Annotated in this window: 14 protein-coding genes; 3 read left to right on the top strand and 11 right to left on the bottom strand. The window is 66.4% G+C overall.

What is annotated here, in order from left to right; all coding sequences use genetic code 11:
• Positions 1-37: 37 nt before the first annotated feature.
• Positions 38-2398 (bottom strand): GNAT family N-acetyltransferase, encoded by a 2361-nt coding sequence (locus tag U4Y88_RS30450; protein ID WP_321788486.1) that lies wholly within the window; start codon positions 2396-2398, stop codon positions 38-40.
• 376 nt (positions 2399-2774) lie between these two features.
• Between U4Y88_RS30450 and U4Y88_RS30455 the strand changes: the two genes are divergently transcribed.
• Entirely contained in the window at positions 2775-3962 is a 1188-nt protein-coding gene (locus U4Y88_RS30455) for a sensor domain-containing diguanylate cyclase (protein ID WP_224018052.1), read from the top strand.
• Between the two features lie 118 nt (positions 3963-4080).
• Here the strand turns inward: U4Y88_RS30455 and U4Y88_RS30460 are convergent, their stop codons facing one another.
• The 3 genes from U4Y88_RS30460 to U4Y88_RS30470 form a co-directional block, all read right to left on the bottom strand.
• Entirely contained in the window at positions 4081-5682 is a 1602-nt protein-coding gene (locus tag U4Y88_RS30460; RefSeq protein WP_224018054.1) for a peptide chain release factor 3, read from the bottom strand.
• A 535-nt stretch (positions 5683-6217) separates the two neighbouring features.
• On the bottom strand, positions 6218-6514 hold the full coding sequence (locus U4Y88_RS30465) for an H-NS family nucleoid-associated regulatory protein (RefSeq protein ID WP_224018056.1): 297 nt from the start codon (positions 6512-6514) through the stop codon (positions 6218-6220).
• Positions 6515-6655: 141 nt separating this feature from the next.
• Complete coding sequence (locus U4Y88_RS30470) at positions 6656-6883, bottom strand: hypothetical protein (protein WP_224018058.1); 228 nt, start codon at positions 6881-6883, stop codon at positions 6656-6658.
• Between the two features lie 377 nt (positions 6884-7260).
• Between U4Y88_RS30470 and U4Y88_RS30475 the strand changes: the two genes are divergently transcribed.
• On the top strand, positions 7261-8508 hold the full coding sequence (locus tag U4Y88_RS30475) for a helix-turn-helix transcriptional regulator (RefSeq protein WP_321788488.1): 1248 nt from the start codon (positions 7261-7263) through the stop codon (positions 8506-8508).
• Positions 8509-8583: 75 nt separating this feature from the next.
• Here the strand turns inward: U4Y88_RS30475 and U4Y88_RS30480 are convergent, their stop codons facing one another.
• Positions 8584-8862: a hypothetical protein gene (locus U4Y88_RS30480; protein WP_224018062.1), complete on the bottom strand. Its 279-nt coding sequence runs from the start codon at positions 8860-8862 to the stop codon at positions 8584-8586.
• Between the two features lie 150 nt (positions 8863-9012).
• On the bottom strand, positions 9013-9531 hold the full coding sequence (locus tag U4Y88_RS30485; RefSeq protein WP_321788489.1) for a BON domain-containing protein: 519 nt from the start codon (positions 9529-9531) through the stop codon (positions 9013-9015).
• Positions 9532-9751: 220 nt separating this feature from the next.
• On the opposite strand from U4Y88_RS30485, the gene U4Y88_RS30490 reads away from it, so the two are divergent.
• Positions 9752-11152, top strand: a complete 1401-nt coding sequence (locus U4Y88_RS30490; RefSeq protein ID WP_224018066.1) for a GntP family permease — start codon at positions 9752-9754, stop codon at positions 11150-11152.
• A 51-nt stretch (positions 11153-11203) separates the two neighbouring features.
• Here the strand turns inward: U4Y88_RS30490 and U4Y88_RS30495 are convergent, their stop codons facing one another.
• The 5 genes from U4Y88_RS30495 to U4Y88_RS30515 all read right to left on the bottom strand — a co-directional run bounded on the left by U4Y88_RS30495 (position 11204) and on the right by U4Y88_RS30515 (position 17474).
• Complete coding sequence (locus tag U4Y88_RS30495; protein WP_321788491.1) at positions 11204-12913, bottom strand: dihydroxyacetone kinase family protein; 1710 nt, start codon at positions 12911-12913, stop codon at positions 11204-11206.
• Between the two features lie 194 nt (positions 12914-13107).
• Positions 13108-13992 carry an alpha/beta fold hydrolase gene (locus U4Y88_RS30500; protein ID WP_321788493.1) on the bottom strand — a complete coding sequence of 295 codons (885 nt, stop codon included), beginning with the start codon at positions 13990-13992 and terminating at the stop codon, positions 13108-13110.
• Positions 13993-14053: 61 nt separating this feature from the next.
• Positions 14054-15358 carry a 3-(3-hydroxy-phenyl)propionate transporter MhpT gene (gene mhpT / locus U4Y88_RS30505; RefSeq protein ID WP_321788495.1) on the bottom strand — a complete coding sequence of 435 codons (1305 nt, stop codon included), beginning with the start codon at positions 15356-15358 and terminating at the stop codon, positions 14054-14056.
• Positions 15359-15476: 118 nt separating this feature from the next.
• Positions 15477-16502, bottom strand: a complete 1026-nt coding sequence (dmpG, locus tag U4Y88_RS30510) for a 4-hydroxy-2-oxovalerate aldolase (RefSeq protein ID WP_321788497.1) — start codon at positions 16500-16502, stop codon at positions 15477-15479.
• A 21-nt stretch (positions 16503-16523) separates the two neighbouring features.
• A complete protein-coding gene (locus U4Y88_RS30515; protein ID WP_321788498.1) occupies positions 16524-17474 on the bottom strand; it encodes an acetaldehyde dehydrogenase (acetylating) in 951 nt (316 codons plus the stop codon).
• Between the last annotated feature and the right edge of the window lie 24 nt (positions 17475-17498).

Here is a 17498-nt window from a genome sequence, read left to right on the forward strand (position 1 = left end):
CTCAGGCGCCTGAGCCGAGTCAAGCGTCAGTCAGTCCTCAGTCGAGCGGCATCCTGAAGCCCACCACGCCCGGATCTTCAGTGGGCGTGACCGTGAAGCCCATCGCGCGTGCGAGGCCGATCATCGGCGCATTCTCGCGCAGCGCCTCGCCCAGCAGCCAATGCGTGCCGCGCGAGCGCACGTAGGCGATGATGCGCTCCATCAGCAGCCGCCCGAGCCCGCGCCCCTTCAGCGTGGACAGCACCGTCACCGCGAACTCGGCGGTCTCGTTGTCCGGGTCGGCGACCGCGCGCACCACGCCCAGCGTATGCGGACGGCCGTCCTCGCCCGGCACGCTCGCAACCAGCGCCATCTCGCGGTCGTAATCGATCTGCGTCATGCGCGCGAGCTGCGTGTGATCGAAGCTGCGCACCGCCGAAAAGAACCGCAGGCGCAGATCGTCCGGCGTCATCGACTCGACGAAGGCGCGGTGCATTTCCTCGTCCTCGGGGCGGATCGGGCGGATCGTGAGGCGCTCGCCGTGCCAGTCGATCGTCTCTTCGAGCCGGCGCGGGTACGGCATGATCGCGAAACGGCTGCGCTTCTCCGCCAGCTCGATGCGCGGCGCGACCACCACGGCGGCGTCGGGCAGCGCGCGCAGCGTGAGCCGCATGCCGACGATCTCGCGCACCTCGCAGACCGCCTGTGACAGCTCGGTGAGCGCCGCGAGCGTGGGTGCGGGCGCGGCCCGGCGCGCATACGGCGATTGCGTGACGATGTCGCGCGAGAGCACCGGGTTCAGCGGCGGCAGGCTGTAGACGCGCATCGGCGGCGAAAAACCGTCCGGCGACGGCGCCTCGAAATGGAACACGGGGCCGAAGTTCTCGTCGTCGCGAAACGTCACGATCACGTCGACGACCGCATTCGGATGCGCTTGCGGCTCGGCCGTTTCCAGCCCGAACGCGCCCAGCAGTTGCGCGGCTTCCGCGCCTTCGAGCACCGTGCGCCCGGCCGCCAGCGCGCCGCGCGCGATACCGAGCGCCACGTCGACGGCCGCCACGCCTTGCGCGGGCAGGCTCTCGGGCGTCTGCATCAGCAACTCGCGCCCGAGCCGGTAATCGACGAGACGCGCGAACGCGCGCGCCAGCCGCCGCGGCGTGGTGTGCACCGGAATGCCGTGCGCGTGCAGCGCGTCGCGCGTGGCTTCGTCCACGCCGCCGAAAAAGCACGCCAGCATGCCGCGATACGCGAAGCGCTGATGCTCGATGAGCGTGCGCGCCACCTGCTCGACCGGCGCGCTGTGAGTGGGCGCGTGCACGACGAACGCCGTGCCGGTACTGCGCTGCGAGGCCAGCGTTTGCAGCGCGAGGCCGAAGTGCTCGGGCCTGGCCGTGTCGCCGAGCACGAGCGGATTGCCGGCCTGCGCGTGCGGCAGCGCCGCCGCCAGGGCCGCGCGCGCCTCGTCGCTCCAGACGGCGAGCGTGTCGCCCGCCTTGTTGAAGGCGTCGCGCGCGAGCGTGGCCACGCCGCGGTCGCTCGTGATGAGCGTGGCCGAGTCGCTCGCGGCCACGCGGCCCACGCCGAGCGTTTCGATTTCGTCGAGCAGGTCGTCCAAGGTATCGACGCGCACGAGGCCCGCGCGCCGGAACGCCGCCGAATAGAGCGCGTCGCCCGGATCGTCGCGGCCGCTGCGCAGCGCGAGCACCGGCTTGTTGCGCGCCGCCGCGCGCGCCGCCGACATGAACTTGCGGGCCGCGCTGATGCCGTCCACTTCGAGCAGGATCGCGCGCGTGGTGGGGTCGCTCGCGAGATAGTCGAGCACGTCGCCGACATCGACATCGGCTTCGTCGCCGAGCGCGATCACATGCGAAAAGCCGAGTCCGCGCGCGCCGGCCCAGCGCAGCACGGCGTTGGTCAGCGCGTTCGACTGCGAGACCCACGCCACGCCGCCCTTGCGCGCGACCGTGGCGGCTGCACCGAGCTGCGCGTTGAGCGCGGGCGTGAGCGCGCCGAGGCTGCCCGGCCCGACGATGCGCAGTAGATGCGGACGCGCCGCCGCGAGCGCGTGGCGCAGGTCGACGCGGTCTTCCTCGCTTTTCACCTCGCCGAGAATGATGGCCGCGCGCGTGCCCATGCCGCCGAGCCGATGCACGAGCGCGGGCCACGTGGACGGCCGCGTGCAGATCAGCGCGACGGTGGGCGCTTCGGGCAGATCGCCCGCGTCGGCCACCACGGGACGGCCGTCGAACTGCCCGGCCTCGCCTGCGTGACGCGGATTGACCGCGAACAGCGGGCCGCTGAAGCCGCCTTCGATCAGACGCTGCCACACCATGTTGCCGATGCTGCCGGGCCGCTGCGAAGCGCCGATCACAGCCACCGATTTCGGCTGGAACACGGCGTCGAGATTGCGTACGGTCACTGCTCCTCCTGTTGTGCGAAGGCGCGCGCCGCGTGCGCGGGCGGCCGGAAATCTCTACCGATCGTCACGAACCAGAATAGGCGAATCGGCCTGGCGCTGCGCGCATTTCGCCCGCCGCGCTTGCGTTCGCGCGGCGGCGACACGGCGTCGCAGACCGCCAGGCGCGGCGCTGAACCGAACGCGTGTCGATCGCAAGCCGATCCGGGCGCGTTGCTGGGTATTTTTTGGGCACGTTATTCGCGCGCAATCGGCCTTCTCGCCGCGCTTCGCATCGTCCGCCACAAGAAAAATGACACGTCATCGTCTGGCCGTCATTTCGTCGTAAAATGCCCCACGCCGCCGTGAAGTCCCGGCGTAGCACCTTTACGCCCCCCCGATGCACGTCGATCTATTCACCCTCTACCTCCTGGCTATAGGAACACTTTTCGCCAGCGCCGGCATGACGCTCTGGGAGCATCGCACGCATCCCGGGCGCAGCAGGGAACTGAAAATCCTGGCCGCCGGCTATGCCACGCTCGGCGTCGGCGTCGGGGCCGCGATCTGGCGCAGCGCGCTGCCCGGCGTCTGGGGCGCGGCACTGAGCAACCTGGTCATCATGACCGGCTATCTGCTGATCGCGCACGGCCTCGCCGTCATGAACGGACGCCAGAACCGCGTCGCGTCGGCCGTCATCATGGGTGTGCTCGCCATCGCCTGGATCATTGCGGGCACGCGCGGCGAGACCGTCATGTGGCTCTACCTCACGGCGATTCCGATCTCGCTCGCCTCCGCGATGGCCATGCGCGAGCTGCTGCGCAATCACAGCCTCAAGTGGTCGCAGGCGCATCGCATCGCCGTGATCGCCACGGGTGTCCACACCTTCGTTTATGCGTTCCGGGCAGCGGTGCTGCCGTGGCTCGCGACGCACTACGGCCAGTCGCTGCTGCCGATCGTCAGCAAGGTGACGATGTATGAGGGCGTGCTCTATTCGGTCGTGCTGCCGATGACGCTGCTGCGCCTCGTGCGCGACGAAACGCACGGCCAGCTTTTGCAGGAATCCCAAACGGATTATCTGACCCGGCTCGGCAATCGCCGCTGGTTCTTCGAGGAAGGCGCGCGCGTGCTGAGCCGCGCGGGCACGCGTGAGCGCGTGGCGCTGCTGGCGTTCGACCTCGACCAGTTCAAGGCGATCAACGACCGCTACGGCCACCAGACCGGCGACGACGTGCTCAAGACTTTCGCCAGCATCGCCCGCGCGGCGCTCGGCCAGGAGACGCTGCTCGCGCGTATCGGCGGCGAAGAATTTGCCGCGCTGATCGCGGGGCGCGACGAGGCCGAAGTGCAGGCGCTCGGCGAAACCATCGCGGCCCGCTTCGCGAGCGCCGCGCAGCCCGCCGATGCCGCGGGCCTGCGCACGACGGTCAGCATCGGCCTCGCGCTCACGCACGGCGCGCAGGCTCACGCCGAAGCGGCCACGCTCACCGACCTGCTCGCCGCCGCCGACTCGGCGCTGTACCGCGCGAAATCGCTGGGCGGCAACCGGCTCGAACTGGCGCAGGGGATCGAGCGGTCGTCGCGGGTGTGAGTCGCGGATTTACATCGCCGGTGTAAAAGCCGCATCGCGAAAAGCGCATAAAAAAAGGGCCGCTCGAAGCGGCCCTTGGCTTTTGTGGCGGCGAGCCGGATGGCCCGCGCGCCGCGCATTACATCGACTTGCGGAACGGCGCGCCCGAATGCTCGCGCAGTTCGTTGAACACGATCTTCGGCCACGCCTTCTGCGCGACTTCGATTTCCGACACGTGCGAGGCCAGATAGGTCGGCGCATTCGACGCGTCGTAAGCCATGCGCGCTTCGTACGAATCGGTGAAGCGGCGCAGCTCGGCGGGATCGTCGCAGGTGACCCAGCGCGAAAGGCGATAGCGCGCGGGCATCAGGCGCACGGCCACCTTGTATTCGGCCGACAGGCGATGCGAGACCACTTCGAACTGCAGCTGGCCGACCGCGCCCAGAATCGTCGCGCCGCCGTGGATCGGGCGGAACACCTGGATCGCGCCCTCTTCGCCGAGCTGCTTGAGCGCTTCGCCCAGTTGCTTGGCGCGCATCGGATCGACGACTTCGACGGTCTGGAAAATTTCCGGCGCAAAGAACGGCAGCCCCGTGAATTGCAGGTCTTCGCCTTCGGTCAGCGTATCGCCGAGACTCAGCGTGCCATGATTAGGAATACCGATGATGTCGCCAGGGTACGCCTCGGCCACGGTTTCGCGGCGCTGCGAGAGAAAGCTCACCACGTTGTTGGCGCGGAAGGTCTTGTTGTTGCGCGTGACCTTCAACTGCATGCCGCGCTCGAAATGGCCCGAGCACACGCGGATGAACGCCACGCGGTCGCGGTGCGCGAGGTCCATGTTGGCCTGCACCTTGAACACGACGCCCGTGAACTTCGCTTCGTCCGGCGAGACCGCGCGCTGCACGGCCATGCGCGGCGACGGCGGCGGCGCGAGATCGACGAGCGCGTCGAGAATTTCCTTCACGCCGAAGTTGTTGATCGCCGAGCCGAACAGCACCGGCGACTGCTCGCCGGCCAGGAAGGCGTCGCGATCGAACGTGGGCGTCGCGCCCGTGATCAGCTCGACTTCTTCCTTGGTGCGCTTCCAGTGATAGCCGAAGCGCGCTTCGCCATCGGCGTCGCTGATGTTCTGCAGCGTTTCCACCGCGCCGCCGAGCGATTCCTGGCCCGCGCGGAACACGCGCACCTGATCGCGCTGGATGTCGTAGACGCCCTGGAATTCCTTGCCCATGCCGATCGGCCAGGTGAACGGCACCGCCGCCACGCCGAGGTGCTGCTCGATTTCGTCGAGCAGGTCGAGCGGCTCGCGCACTTCGCGGTCGAGCTTGTTGATGAAGGTGAGAATCGGCGTCTTGCGGCTGCGGCAGACTTCGAGCAGCTTGAGCGTCTGCGCTTCCACGCCGTTCGCGCCGTCGATCACCATGACGGCCGCGTCCACGGCGGTCAGCACGCGGTACGTGTCTTCCGAGAAGTCCTCGTGGCCCGGCGTGTCGAGCAGGTTGATGACGGCGTCGCCGTACTCGAACTGCATGACCGAGCTCGCGACCGAAATGCCGCGCTGCTTTTCGATCTCCATCCAGTCGGAGGTCGCGAAGCGGCCGCTTTTCTTGCCCTTCACGGTACCGGCGATCTGAATCGCGCCCGAGAACAGCAGCAGCTTTTCGGTGAGCGTGGTCTTGCCCGCGTCCGGGTGAGAAATGACCGCGAACGTGCGGCGGCGTCTGAGTTCAGCAACTGACATGGATGGAGCGGGTATCACGGATGAATTCGGGCAACCTGCCGCACGGCGGGGGTTGCGGGGGCGGCCTGCGCGCCGGGTCAGGCGGGCCTGACCGGCAAATAGCACGAGCGGTCGATAAAACCGGGGCCGGCGTGCGCGCGGAAATGCGCCAGGGGACGAATGATACACGTCATTACCGCCCCCGACTAAAAGTTCGACGAACGCGGCGGCGCAATCCTGCATGGATGAGTGCGCGGATTTCCGCAGCGATTCGCCACGCACTGCGGCGACGGCCCGCCGGGCGCGCTGAGGTGAGCTTTTACGGGAGAGTCGAGGACGCTCGCGAACGCCGCCCGCGAACGATCAAGCGACGGCGCAATGCCGGATCAGGCGGCTCGATTCGAGCCGGAATCCCGCAGCAACAGCCAGTAGCAACAGCGCGGGATGGACCCTGACGGCGGCGGCTTGCGCGCGCGACGGCCGGCGCGCGGCGCGCCACGGGTGAGCTTTTACGGGAAGCACGGGCCACGTTACACGACCGGCTTCCCGCGCCCGCTCATTCCTTGATGAGGAAACGATCGCGGTTCTTCAGGCCGGACAGCCAGGCGGGCGCGCGGCCTCGGCCGCTCCAGGTCTCACCGGTCTTGGGATTCTGATAACGCGCCGGCAGCGGCTTCTTGCGCGCCGCGGGCGCGCGCTTCGCGCTGAAACCCAGTTCTTCGGGCGTGATGTCGTATTCGGCGATCTTTTGTTTGATCTCCTCGATGGCCAGCTCGATTTCCTTTTCGCGAGCCGCCGCAACTTCCTTATGGAGTTTTTCGAGTTGCGCGGTCAATTGCTTGTAGCTCGGCATAAAAAATGATCTCCAGTTCGGTCACACATCGCCATTGTGACCGTTCCGGCGCCAAAGAGTGCTGCTTATCGCGCATTTTTCTCGCACATCTCCGTTTTTCATTGCGATTTATTACATAAACGCCCAAAAACCGTGCGAAGACTAACGCGCCGATTCGTGTGAAGAACACCCCTTGGCGCGGCGCTCCAACGCACACAGCGCTTCGGAAAGGCGCTTGACGCGCTGCATTTGCGAAGGCACCAGACTGGACACCTGCACCGAATCGAGACGGCCGCGCCAATAAGAAAGTGGAATGCGGTCCTGGCCTGAAAGCCTTGCAATCACATGTTCGAGATGCTCTAAATCCTTTTCAAGTTGATGGTGATTCATTACTGCCCCCGGCTGATCTGCCTTTATGGACGACGCCCATTCAAAACGTGTCCGCGCATTCGATGATTTACTGCCCGATTTCGATTAATATTTACTCGCCGCCTTAATCTCATGCCGTGTTGCCGCTATCTGTCCAGGATAGTGAACATTCAAATCGCATCGCTTATCAAGAATAAAGTCGGGGCGCCCGCCAATCCGTTGCCTGGCGCACGGAACTTCATGCACGGGGCACTCAGGATAATGACCGTCCGGTCAACTTTAAGGATCGAAGATTAGCGGCGGCTATTCGTCCTGTATATTCCTCAATTGTGGAAGAAATATGCATTGCGCATTTTCCACGACCGGCAGGCCGCACCGGGCATCAGAATGAGAACGGTGTGAAATCGAACGAATTGCAATACGACCGGCTGCTGCACACGATTTACGAAACAATCGAGCGGCCTTCCGCCTGGAAGGATTTTTGCGCGGAATTGAGGAAATCGACGGGGGCCGCGTCGGTGCACCTTTGCGCATTCGAGCGGCAGCGCGAATTGTTTTCCTGGGCCGACGGCTTCAGCCTGCTCGAAACGGAGCCGCTAGAACGGATCCGTCCGCTTTATCGCGACGATCCGCGGCTCGACTGGCTGCGCCGCGCGCCGCCTGGCGCGTGGCGGCACTGCGGCCCGCAACCGTCCCCGCATGATGCGCGCGACGACACAAACCGTCATCCGCCCGACGCGCGCGCGCCGGCGCCGGAGACTTGCCTGCTCGCCGCGGGTCCGCGCTACGTCTCGCTGTGCAAGCTGATCGACAGCGGCACGCTCACGGCGATCCTCGCCTTGCGCGGCGACGCGCAAAACGGCCCGTTTCCCGAACCGGCGCGCGCGCTGCTCGAACGCCTGACGCCGCATCTGATGCGCGCGGCGCGTGTGACAGCGCGCCGCCACGTGCCGGACGCCGACGCGCTCGCGAGCCGCGCCCGCGCACCCGCCATGCTGGTGAACGCGGGCGGCGAAGTGCTCGACAGCAACGACGCCGCGCAGCGCCTGCTGCGCGCGACCTCGCTCGTGCGCGTGCGCGGCCGCCGGCTCGCGCTGGCCGCGCCGCATCAGGCGCGCTTTCTGGAGGACGTGGCGATCAGCGAGGCGCGCCTGAAGAACCGCGTGAGCGGCGCGCGCGCGGCGGCGGCGCGGCTGCGCGCGCTGCGCATCGTCGCGGGCGAAGGGCTCGAAGGCGTCGCGCAGGACATCGACACGGCGTTGCTCGTACCGGGCGCACCGGGCCTATCCGGCGCGAGCGGACCCGAAGTGCTCTACGCGTTCTACAACGTGCTGACGCCCGGCGATGCGTCCGCCGCCGAGCCGCATGCCGTCGCGGCGCTGATGTTCTATCACCCGCGCTCGGCGCCCGCCGTGGACGAGCAGGTGCTCGCCGAAGCGTTCGACCTCTCGCCGGCCGAATGCCGGATCGTGCATCTACTCGTGGAGGGGCACACGCAGAAGGAGATCGCCGCGCGCGTGGGCGTGCAGCACGACACGGTGCGCAAGCAACTACAGTCGATCTTTCAGAAGACCGCGACGCGCCGCCAGCCCGACCTGCTGCGTTTGCTGATGAACCTGCCGGCCTTCGTGCCGCCTGGCGACTGAAGGCCGGACCTGGAGACCGGCGCCCGGACGTCGCGCATCTCGACGAACGCTCCGGGCGCGGACGAGACGCTGCGCTTACTTCGTCGCGCGGCAGGCGAACACGAGCGTGTACGTGTCGCCGTTGACCGAACTGTTGACGGTGTCGTAGGTGCCACCGCAGTGCGCGCGGGCCTGCTGCACGCAGGAGTCGCGGTCGCCGGCAGCCGGACACTGGACCTGGACCGTCGGGCGGCCATCGGAGAGAAACAGCGGCGGGCCGCTGCTGCATGCGGACAGCGCCGCGAGCAGCGCGCAGGCTCCCGCCGCGAACGGCAACCTGCGAAGACGGAACAACGACGAACCGAAACGAGTCATGGAGTACCCCGGGGGCTTTCTAGTTTTTCGACGATGCGATTGTGCCATGCCGCGTCGCGCCTGCGCGGCATCCGGGACGCATCGGCGCGACGATGATGAGCGCGCTCAGTGTGCCCGCTGCGCTCGATGTGCCCGGTGGCTTCGATGGGTTCAGTGCGCCGGGGCGGGCGCGGATGGCGTCGTCAGCGTCTTGTAGGGCAGCGGCGCGCGCGGATCGGGCGCGAGGCGCACGAATACCTGCTCGACGTCGGCGATTGCGGCCAGGCGCCGCTCCAGCGCCGCGCGGTCGAACGCGGCGGACGCGCAGCCTTCCGCGTAGACGAAGCGCCGCTGCACCGTGATCCAGATGCTCGTGCCCGCGAGCGTGGCGTCGTCGGTGAACGCGGCGCGGATTGCGTTCGCGATATCGGCGTCATAGAGATACGAATTCGGCTTCGTGCACGTGTGCGCGAGCCAGCAGGTCGTGCCGCGCTCGACGCGATAGTGGGCGTCGTCGTCGGCTTCGGCTTTGGTCATGCGCGGACCGAGCGGCTGCGGGCACGCGCCCGACGCCGTCGACAGCGCGAAGAACGGATCGTTGTACCAGTTGCGGATTTCGCCAGGATCGACGGCCAGCGTCGACGCCGCGCTCGCGCCGTCCTGCGCCGACGCGGCCAGCGATATCGACATCGATGCGGACACAATCGTGACGCGAACCGCGCCGCGAAACATCTTCCGCAGCGCACCTTGATGCGCACCCCAATTTCCGCCGCGGCGGGCCGCGCAATCTCCCTCGCGGCGGCGAGCCGATTCGGTACAATCGCTGCGGCGCACCATGAACGATCGGTGCCGCCAAAAACATGCAATAGAAGTGCATCGACGAAGTGCAACACGCATTGCAGGAGACTCCATGTCGTTCATTATCGTTCTCGCCGCCCTGGCATTTCTGATGCTTGCGGCTTATCGCGGTTACAGCGTGATTCTGTTCGCGCCCGTCGCCGCCCTCGCCGCTGTTCTGCTCACCGATCCCGCGGCCGTCGCGCCCGTGTTCTCCGGCATTTTCATGGAGAAAATGGTGGGCTTCGTGAAGCTCTATTTCCCCGTGTTCCTGCTCGGCGCCGTGTTCGGCAAGGTCATCGAGCTGTCCGGGTATTCGGAAGCGATCGTCGCGGCCGCCATCCGCTATATCGGCCGCTCGCGCGCCAACGCGGTGATCGTGGCCGTTTGCGCGCTGCTCACTTACGGCGGCGTTTCGCTGTTCGTGGTGGTGTTCGCGGTCTATCCGTTCGCCGCCGAACTGTATCGCCAGAGCGGCATTCCCAAGCGCCTGATGCCGGGCGCCATCGCTCTCGGCGCGTTCTCGTTCACGATGGATTCGCTGCCCGGCACGCCGCAGATCCAGAACATCATTCCGACCACGTTCTTCAAGACGACCGCATGGGCCGCGCCCGCGCTCGGCGTGATCGGCTCGCTGTTCATCATCGTGGTGGGCCTCACCTACCTCGAATGGCGCCGCCGCAGCGCGATGGCCAAGGGCGAAGGCTACGGCACCTCGCTCGTGAACGAGCCCGAGCACGTGCAGACCGAGCATCTGCCGAATCCGCTGCTGGCGATCACGCCGCTCGTGCTGGTGGGCGTCGCGAACTTCTTCCTGACGCGCTGGATTCCGCAATGGTACGGCGACACGTACACCATCGCGCCCGACGTGCTGCCCGGCATTCACGCGCCCGTGACCACCACGGTCAAGCAGGTCGTGGCGATCTGGTCGGTGGAAGGCGCGCTGCTGCTCGGCATCGTGTTCGTGGTCCTGACCGCGTTCTCGCGCGTGAAGGAACGCTTCGCGATCGGCACGAAAGCGGCCGTCGCGGGCGCGCTGCTCGCCTCGCTCAATACCGCTTCGGAATACGGCTTCGGCGGCGTGATCGCAGCGCTGCCCGGCTTTATCGTGGTGAGCGACGCGCTCAAGAGCATTCCGAATCCGCTCGTGAACGCCGCCGTCTCGGTGAGCGCGCTCGCGGGCATCACGGGGTCGGCGTCGGGCGGCATGAGCATCGCGCTCGCGGCGATGTCCGATCTGTTCATCAAGAGCGCGCAGGCCGCGAATATTCCGCTCGACGTGCTGCATCGCGTGGTGGCGATGGCCAGCGGCGGCATGGATACGCTGCCGCATAACGGCGCGGTCATCACGCTGCTCGCGGTGACGGGACTGACTCACCGCGAGTCGTACCGCGATATTTTCGCGGTCACGGTGATTAAAACGCTCGCGGTGTTTTTCGTGATCGCGGTGTTTTATACGACGGGGATTGTTTAACGTGTTCGCCGCGTTCGCGCCTGCTCATTGAGCAAGCGCGAACGCGCGCCTTCACTTCCCCACATGCGGCCGCAGCGCCGCCAGCCAGCACACCACCGCCACCGCGCCCGCATCGGGCGATCCCACGGCGCGCTCGCCCAGATAACTCGCCCGCCCCACGCGCGGATGCATATGCGCCGTGGCCTGCGCGCCATGCTCCGCCGCCGCCACCGCTTCGGCCCATGCGCGCCGCGCGTCGAGCCCTTGTTTCAGGGCCGATTCGAATGCATCGCTCGCAGGAATCAGCGCGTCCAACATCGTTCGGTCTCCTGCCTTTGCGCCGCCGAGTTCGCTGATCGCGTCGATTGCGCCACGCAGCGCCTGCGCCCACTCTTGCGGCGCGGGCTGCGCCGAGCCCTGCAGATGACGCGACGCGCGCAGCAGCGCCGTCGCGTAGAACGGCCCCGAACTGCCCGCGATGGCCTTGTGCAAACTCACGCCCAGCGACGACAACGCATCGGGCGCGGTCGCGAGCGCATGCATCGGCGCGGCGCTCATCGCTTCGGCGGCGCGACGCATGCTCGCGCCGAGATCGCCGTCGCCGGCTTGCGCGTCGAGATCGGCGAGACGCGTCTCGTTGTCGGTCAGCGCCTGCGCCACCGCATCGAGTGCGGCCTTGATGCGCTTCGCCCGTTCGGTGCCCGCCGCATCGAGCACCGGCGCGGCGTGATCTTCGCGATGCACGCCGGACGTATCGAGACGTATCGTGCGATTCAGGCAACCCTTGCCGGGCCACGCATGCGCTTCCGTCACAGCGTCGAGCAGCGCGAGCTTGCCGTCGTCGACGCGCATCAGCGAAATCGAGCAGCCCGGCATGTTCAGCGCCGATAAAAACGTGCCCGCCCACGCGCGCTCCACGCGCAACTCGCGGCGCGCGAGGCTCGCGCAGGCCGCGCGCAAGACGATGGCGAGTTCCATCTGCGGCGTCGCGCCCAGACCGTTGACGAGCACGGCGACGCGCTCGCCGCGCGTGATCGCGAGTTCGTCGAGGATGTTGACGAGCAGCGCTTCGGTCAATTCGTTCGCGGGCAAGGGCGCGCTGCGCTCGACGCCTTTTTCGCCGTGGATGCCGAGGCCGAGTTCGATCTCGTCGTCGGCGAGCGTGAAGCTCGATTGCGCGACGCCCGGCAGCGTGCAGCCGTCGAGCGCCACGCCCATCGTGCCGAGATTGGCGACCGCGTCGCGCGCCACGGCGGCCACCACTTCGAGCGTCGCGCCGCGCGCGGCCGCTGCACCCGCGATCTTGTGGATCAGCACCGTGCCCGCGATGCCGCGCCGCTGGCTGCGCTCGGCATGGCCGCGCAGCGCCACGTCGTCGGCGACGGTCACGACTTCGACGGGGATGCCTTCGGCGCGCGCCAGTTCCGCCGCGAGGCCGAAGTTGAGGCGGTCGCCCGTGTAGTTCTTGACGATCAGCAGCGCGCCTTTCGGGCCTGCCGTCGCGCGGATCGCGGCCAGCACGGCGCTGGTGGGCGGCGACGTGAAAACCTCGCCGCAGACGGCCGCGCTCAGCATGCCCGCGCCCACGTAGCCCGCATGCGCGGGCTCGTGGCCGCTGCCGCCGCCCGAGATCAGCGCGACGGGCCGCGTGGCCGGTTCGGGAATATCCCTGCGGATCAGCACGTTTTCGCCGCCGAGGATGACGACGTTGGGCGCCAGCAACGCGATGCCTTCGAGCATTTCGTGCACGACGTCGGACGGGTGATTGACCAGTTTCTTCATGACGACCCTGTGCAAAGCGGTTGGACGTCCCGGGCGCCATGCAGCACGCATCGCGCGCCGCCGGGTTCAGCCAGTGTACGCCGCTCGGGGCGGAGGTGGGCATGCGTGGCGCCAAATGCAAAACGGCGCGCTCCAGGCCGAAGCCCGAAGCGCGCCGTTCTGGCGTGACGTCAACGCCACGCCCTGGCACGAATTCAATGCGCGAGGAAATCCACCACCATGCGATTGAACGCGTCCGCGTGCTCCCATTGCGCCCAGTGGCCGCAACGATTGAAGACGTGCAGTTGCGCGTTCTGCATGCCCGCGAGCAGGCGCAGGCCCGTGTCCATCGGCACGAAGCGGTCGTCGCGGCCCCAGATCACGAGCGTGGGCGCGGCGATCTCGCCGAGGCGCGGGCCGTAGTCGGTGAACTGCTTCGGATTCGCGGCGAGGCTCTTGACGAAATTCTCAAGGTGATCGCGGCGCGCGAGCATGTTGTCCAGACGTGCCTGCATCAGTTCCTCGGTCAGCGCGCTCGCGTCGTAGACGAACACGTTCATCATGCGCTTGAGGTTCTCGATGGTCGGCTCGCGATAGAGCCCCTGCAGCAGCTTGATGCCTTCGGTGGGCATCGGCGCGAAGCTGCTCGGACCGGCGGTGCCGCCACCCATCAGCACGAGTTTGCCCACGCGCTGCGGATTGCCGAGCGCGAACGCCACGGCGCTGTGGCCGCCCATCGAATTGCCGAGAATATGCACGCGCTCGATATCGAGTTCGTCGAGCAGGCCCTTGAGGATGCGGCCGTTCAGTTCCGAACGCGAACTCGTGCAGACGATCGGATCGCTCTGGCTCCAGCCGGGGCAATCCATCAGGATCACGCGATAGCCCACCGACACGAGCGGCTCGACGTTGCGGTTGAAGTTCGCCCAGCCGCTCGCGCCCGGGCCCGAGCCGTGCAGCATCACCACGGTTTCGCCGTTCGCGTTCGCAGCGGGCGCGCCCGTGTCGTTGTAGTGAATCCGCAGCGTGTGCTCGCCGTCCTTCACGCTCGCAAAGCGGCTCGTCGAGGCTTCCGTAATCGCTGATGCAGTCGCAGTCATGATGATGTCCTTGCCGTAAAACTCTCGTCATGGAGAAGGCCGCACCTTCTCCGCCAATTAGTTAGATACCCTGAATTTCCGGCGATTTATTTTGCGCCGGATTTTCTGCCGACTGTTCCATTGACTCTCGCCGCGCGAAGCCGCCCACGACCGTCAAGGCCGCGAGCGCCGCGATCACGACGAGCGGAATGCTCGACGCCACCAGCATCGACGGGCTCTGTCCGATCGCGAACAATTGCCCCGCCACAAGTGGCCCGAGAATTGAGCCGAGCCGCCCCACCGCCACCGCCGCGCCCACGCCCGTGCCGCGCACTTCCGTGGGATACGCGTGGCCCGCAAGCGCGTAGAGCACCGACTGGCCGCCGACGAGGAACAAGCCGCACAGCAGGCCGCCGCACGCCATCGCCGTCGCGCCGCCTGCGCTCGCGAGGGCCGCCAGCGCCACGGCGATCCCCACATACATGCCGATCACCGTGCGCCGACGCCCGAAGCGGTCCATCACCGTAGCGATCGTCACCGCGCCAATGCCGCCGCCGATGTTGAACATCATCAGCACGATGTTCGATTGCACACGCGTGAGGCCGCGCGCGAGCACCATCGAAGGCAGCCAGTTCATCAGGAAATACAGCACGATCAGCGTGCCGAGATAGCTGATCCACAACGCGAGCGTCGTGCGCGCGCGGCCCGCGCGCCAGAGCGCTTCGGCCACGCCGGGTACGTCGTCGCGTGACGCGTGCGCCACGCGCGAGGCGCGCGCCGCCACGAACTGCTGCGACTCGTGAAGGAACGCGCCGAGCAGCGGCAGCATCACGATAGGCCCGATGCCGCCGACGTAAAACACGTCGCGCCAGCTAGTGGGACTCGCACCGAGCATGCCGATGAGCGCCGCGATCGCCGCGCCGAACGGCATGCCGCAGTACATCGCGCCGACCGCCGTGCTGCGTTGGCGCGGACCCGCGGCTTCCGAACACAGCGCAATCAGGTTCGGCATGGCCGCGCCGAGTCCAAGGCCCGTCAACAGACGCGCGATCAGCAGGCTTTCGAAGTTCCAGACCAGCGTGGTCGCGAGCGAGAACACGCCGAACAGCGCGACCGACACCATCAGCACGCGCTTGCGGCCGAAACGATCGGCGAGCCGTCCGCCGCACGCCGCGCCCGGCAGCAGGCCGATCGCGCCCGCACTGAACGCCCAGCCCATCTGCGCGACGGTCAGCGCGAACTCCTTCGCGATGCGGGGCCCGGCCACGCCCGCCGATTGCAGATCGAGTCCTTCGAGCAGCGCAATCGCGAGACACAGGCCAATCGTGACCTTGTTGCTCGCCGAGCGCGTATTACCGCCTCCATCACCACTGATTCGCGACGTCATGTGAAAAGTCTCCAGAATTGTGATTCAGCCGATCTTTTTTCGCCGGCTGTTATTCGATGATTGCTTCGCACTTCGTAACAACGCCGCGCATCGTTCGATGACGATACGCGGCGCTGTCTTACTGCTGATGCGTGGCGGCGCGCTGCTTCAAATCCAGCGCGACATCCACGATCATGTCTTCCTGGCCGCCCACCATGCGGCGCTTGCCCAGTTCGACGAGAATATCCACGGCTTTCAGGCCGTATTTCTTCGCCGCCACTTCCGAATGGCGCAGGAAGCTCGAATACACGCCCGCATAGCCGAGCGCGAGCGTTTCGCGGTCCACGCGCACCGGACGGTCCTGCAACGGGCGCACGATATCGTCGGCGGCATCCATCAGCGTGTAGAGATCGGTGCCGTGATGCCAGCCCATGCGCTCGGCGGCGGCGATAAAGACTTCGAGCGGCGCATTGCCCGCGCCCGCGCCCATGCCCGCGAGCGAGGCGTCGATGCGATCGCAGCCCTCTTCCACCGCGACGATCGAATTCGCCACGCCCAGCGAGAGATTGTGATGCGCGTGCATGCCCGTTTGCGTTTCGGGTTTCAGCACCTGTTTGACGGCACGAAAACGATCGCGCACATCGTTCATCGTGAGCGCGCCGCCCGAATCGACCACGTAAATGCAGGTCGCGCCGTAGCTTTCCATTTTCTTCGCTTCGACGGCGAGATTCGCGGGCGTGGTCATATGGCTCATCATCAGAAAGCCGACCGTGTCCATGCCGAGTTCGCGCGCGTATTCGATGTGCTGCTTCGAAATATCGGCTTCCGTGCAATGCGTGGCCACGCGCACGACGCGCGCGCCCGCCTGATAGGCGGCCTTCAGATCGTGAATCGTGCCGATGCCGGGCAACAGCAGCGTGGCGATCTTCGCGTGCTTCACCACGTCTGCGACGGCTTCGATCCATTCGAGATCGCTATGCGCGCCAAAGCCGTAATTGAAGCTCGAACCTTGCAGACCATCGCCGTGCGCGACTTCGATCGAATCGACTTTCGCCGTGTCGAGCGCGCGCGCGATGTCCTGCACGTTCTGAATCGAATATTGATGGCGAATCGCGTGGCTGCCGTCGCGCAGCGTCACATCGGAGATATAAATTTTCTTGCTCATCGCTTGTGCTCCTTATGCGCGTTACGCGCCTTGCACGCTCAGCAGCGTCTGCGCCATGCGCTCGGCGGTCGCGAGCGCGGCGGACGTCATGATGTCGAGATTGCCTGCATAGGCGGGCAGATAATGCGCGGCGCCTTCCACTTCGAGAAACACCGAGGTCTTCAGGCCGCTGAATTTGCCGAGGCCCGGAATATTCAAAGGCGCGTTCGCCGGAATTTCATCGAACTGGACTTTTTGTTTGAGGCGATAACCCGGCACGTAGGCATTCACTTTCGCCACCGTTTCTTCGATCGATTTTTCAATCGCGTCTTGATCGGCGAGTTCTGAAAGCGTGTAGACGGTGTCGCGCATCATCACCGGCGGCTCGGCCGGATTCAGCACGATGATCGCCTTGCCTTTCGCCGCGCCGCCGACGACTTCAATCGCCTTCGAGGTGGTTTCGGTGAATTCGTCGATATTCGCGCGCGTGCCCGGACCCGCCGATTTGCTGCTGATCGACGCGACAATTTCCGCGTAATGCACCTTCGCCACGCGCGAAACCGCCGCGACGATGGGAATGGTCGCCTGCCCGCCGCACGTGACCATATTCACGTTGGGCGCGTCGATCTGCGCGTCGAGATTCACGACCGGCACGCAATACGGGCCGATGGCAGCGGGCGTCAAATCGATCACGCGAATCGACGGTTTCAGCTTGCGCAGCAGCGCATCGTTCTTGATATGTGCACCCGCGGAAGTCGCATCGAACACGAAGTCGATCTCGTTGAACACGGGCAGACGCGTGAGCCCTTCCGCGCCTTCGTGCGTGGTCGCCACGCCGAGCCGCGCGGCGCGCGCGAGACCATCGGAGTTCGGATCGATGCCGACCATCGCCGCCATTTCCAGATGCTGGCTGTTGCGCATGATCTTGATCATCAGGTCCGTGCCGATATTGCCGGAGCCGATAATCGCCGCCTTGAGTTTTTCAGAAGCCATGGTAATTCCTGTTTCGGCCTGTCT

The organism is Paraburkholderia sp. J94 (assembly GCF_905220285.1).
In the GTDB taxonomy this organism is placed as follows: Bacteria; Pseudomonadota; Gammaproteobacteria; order Burkholderiales; family Burkholderiaceae; genus Paraburkholderia; species Paraburkholderia tropica_A.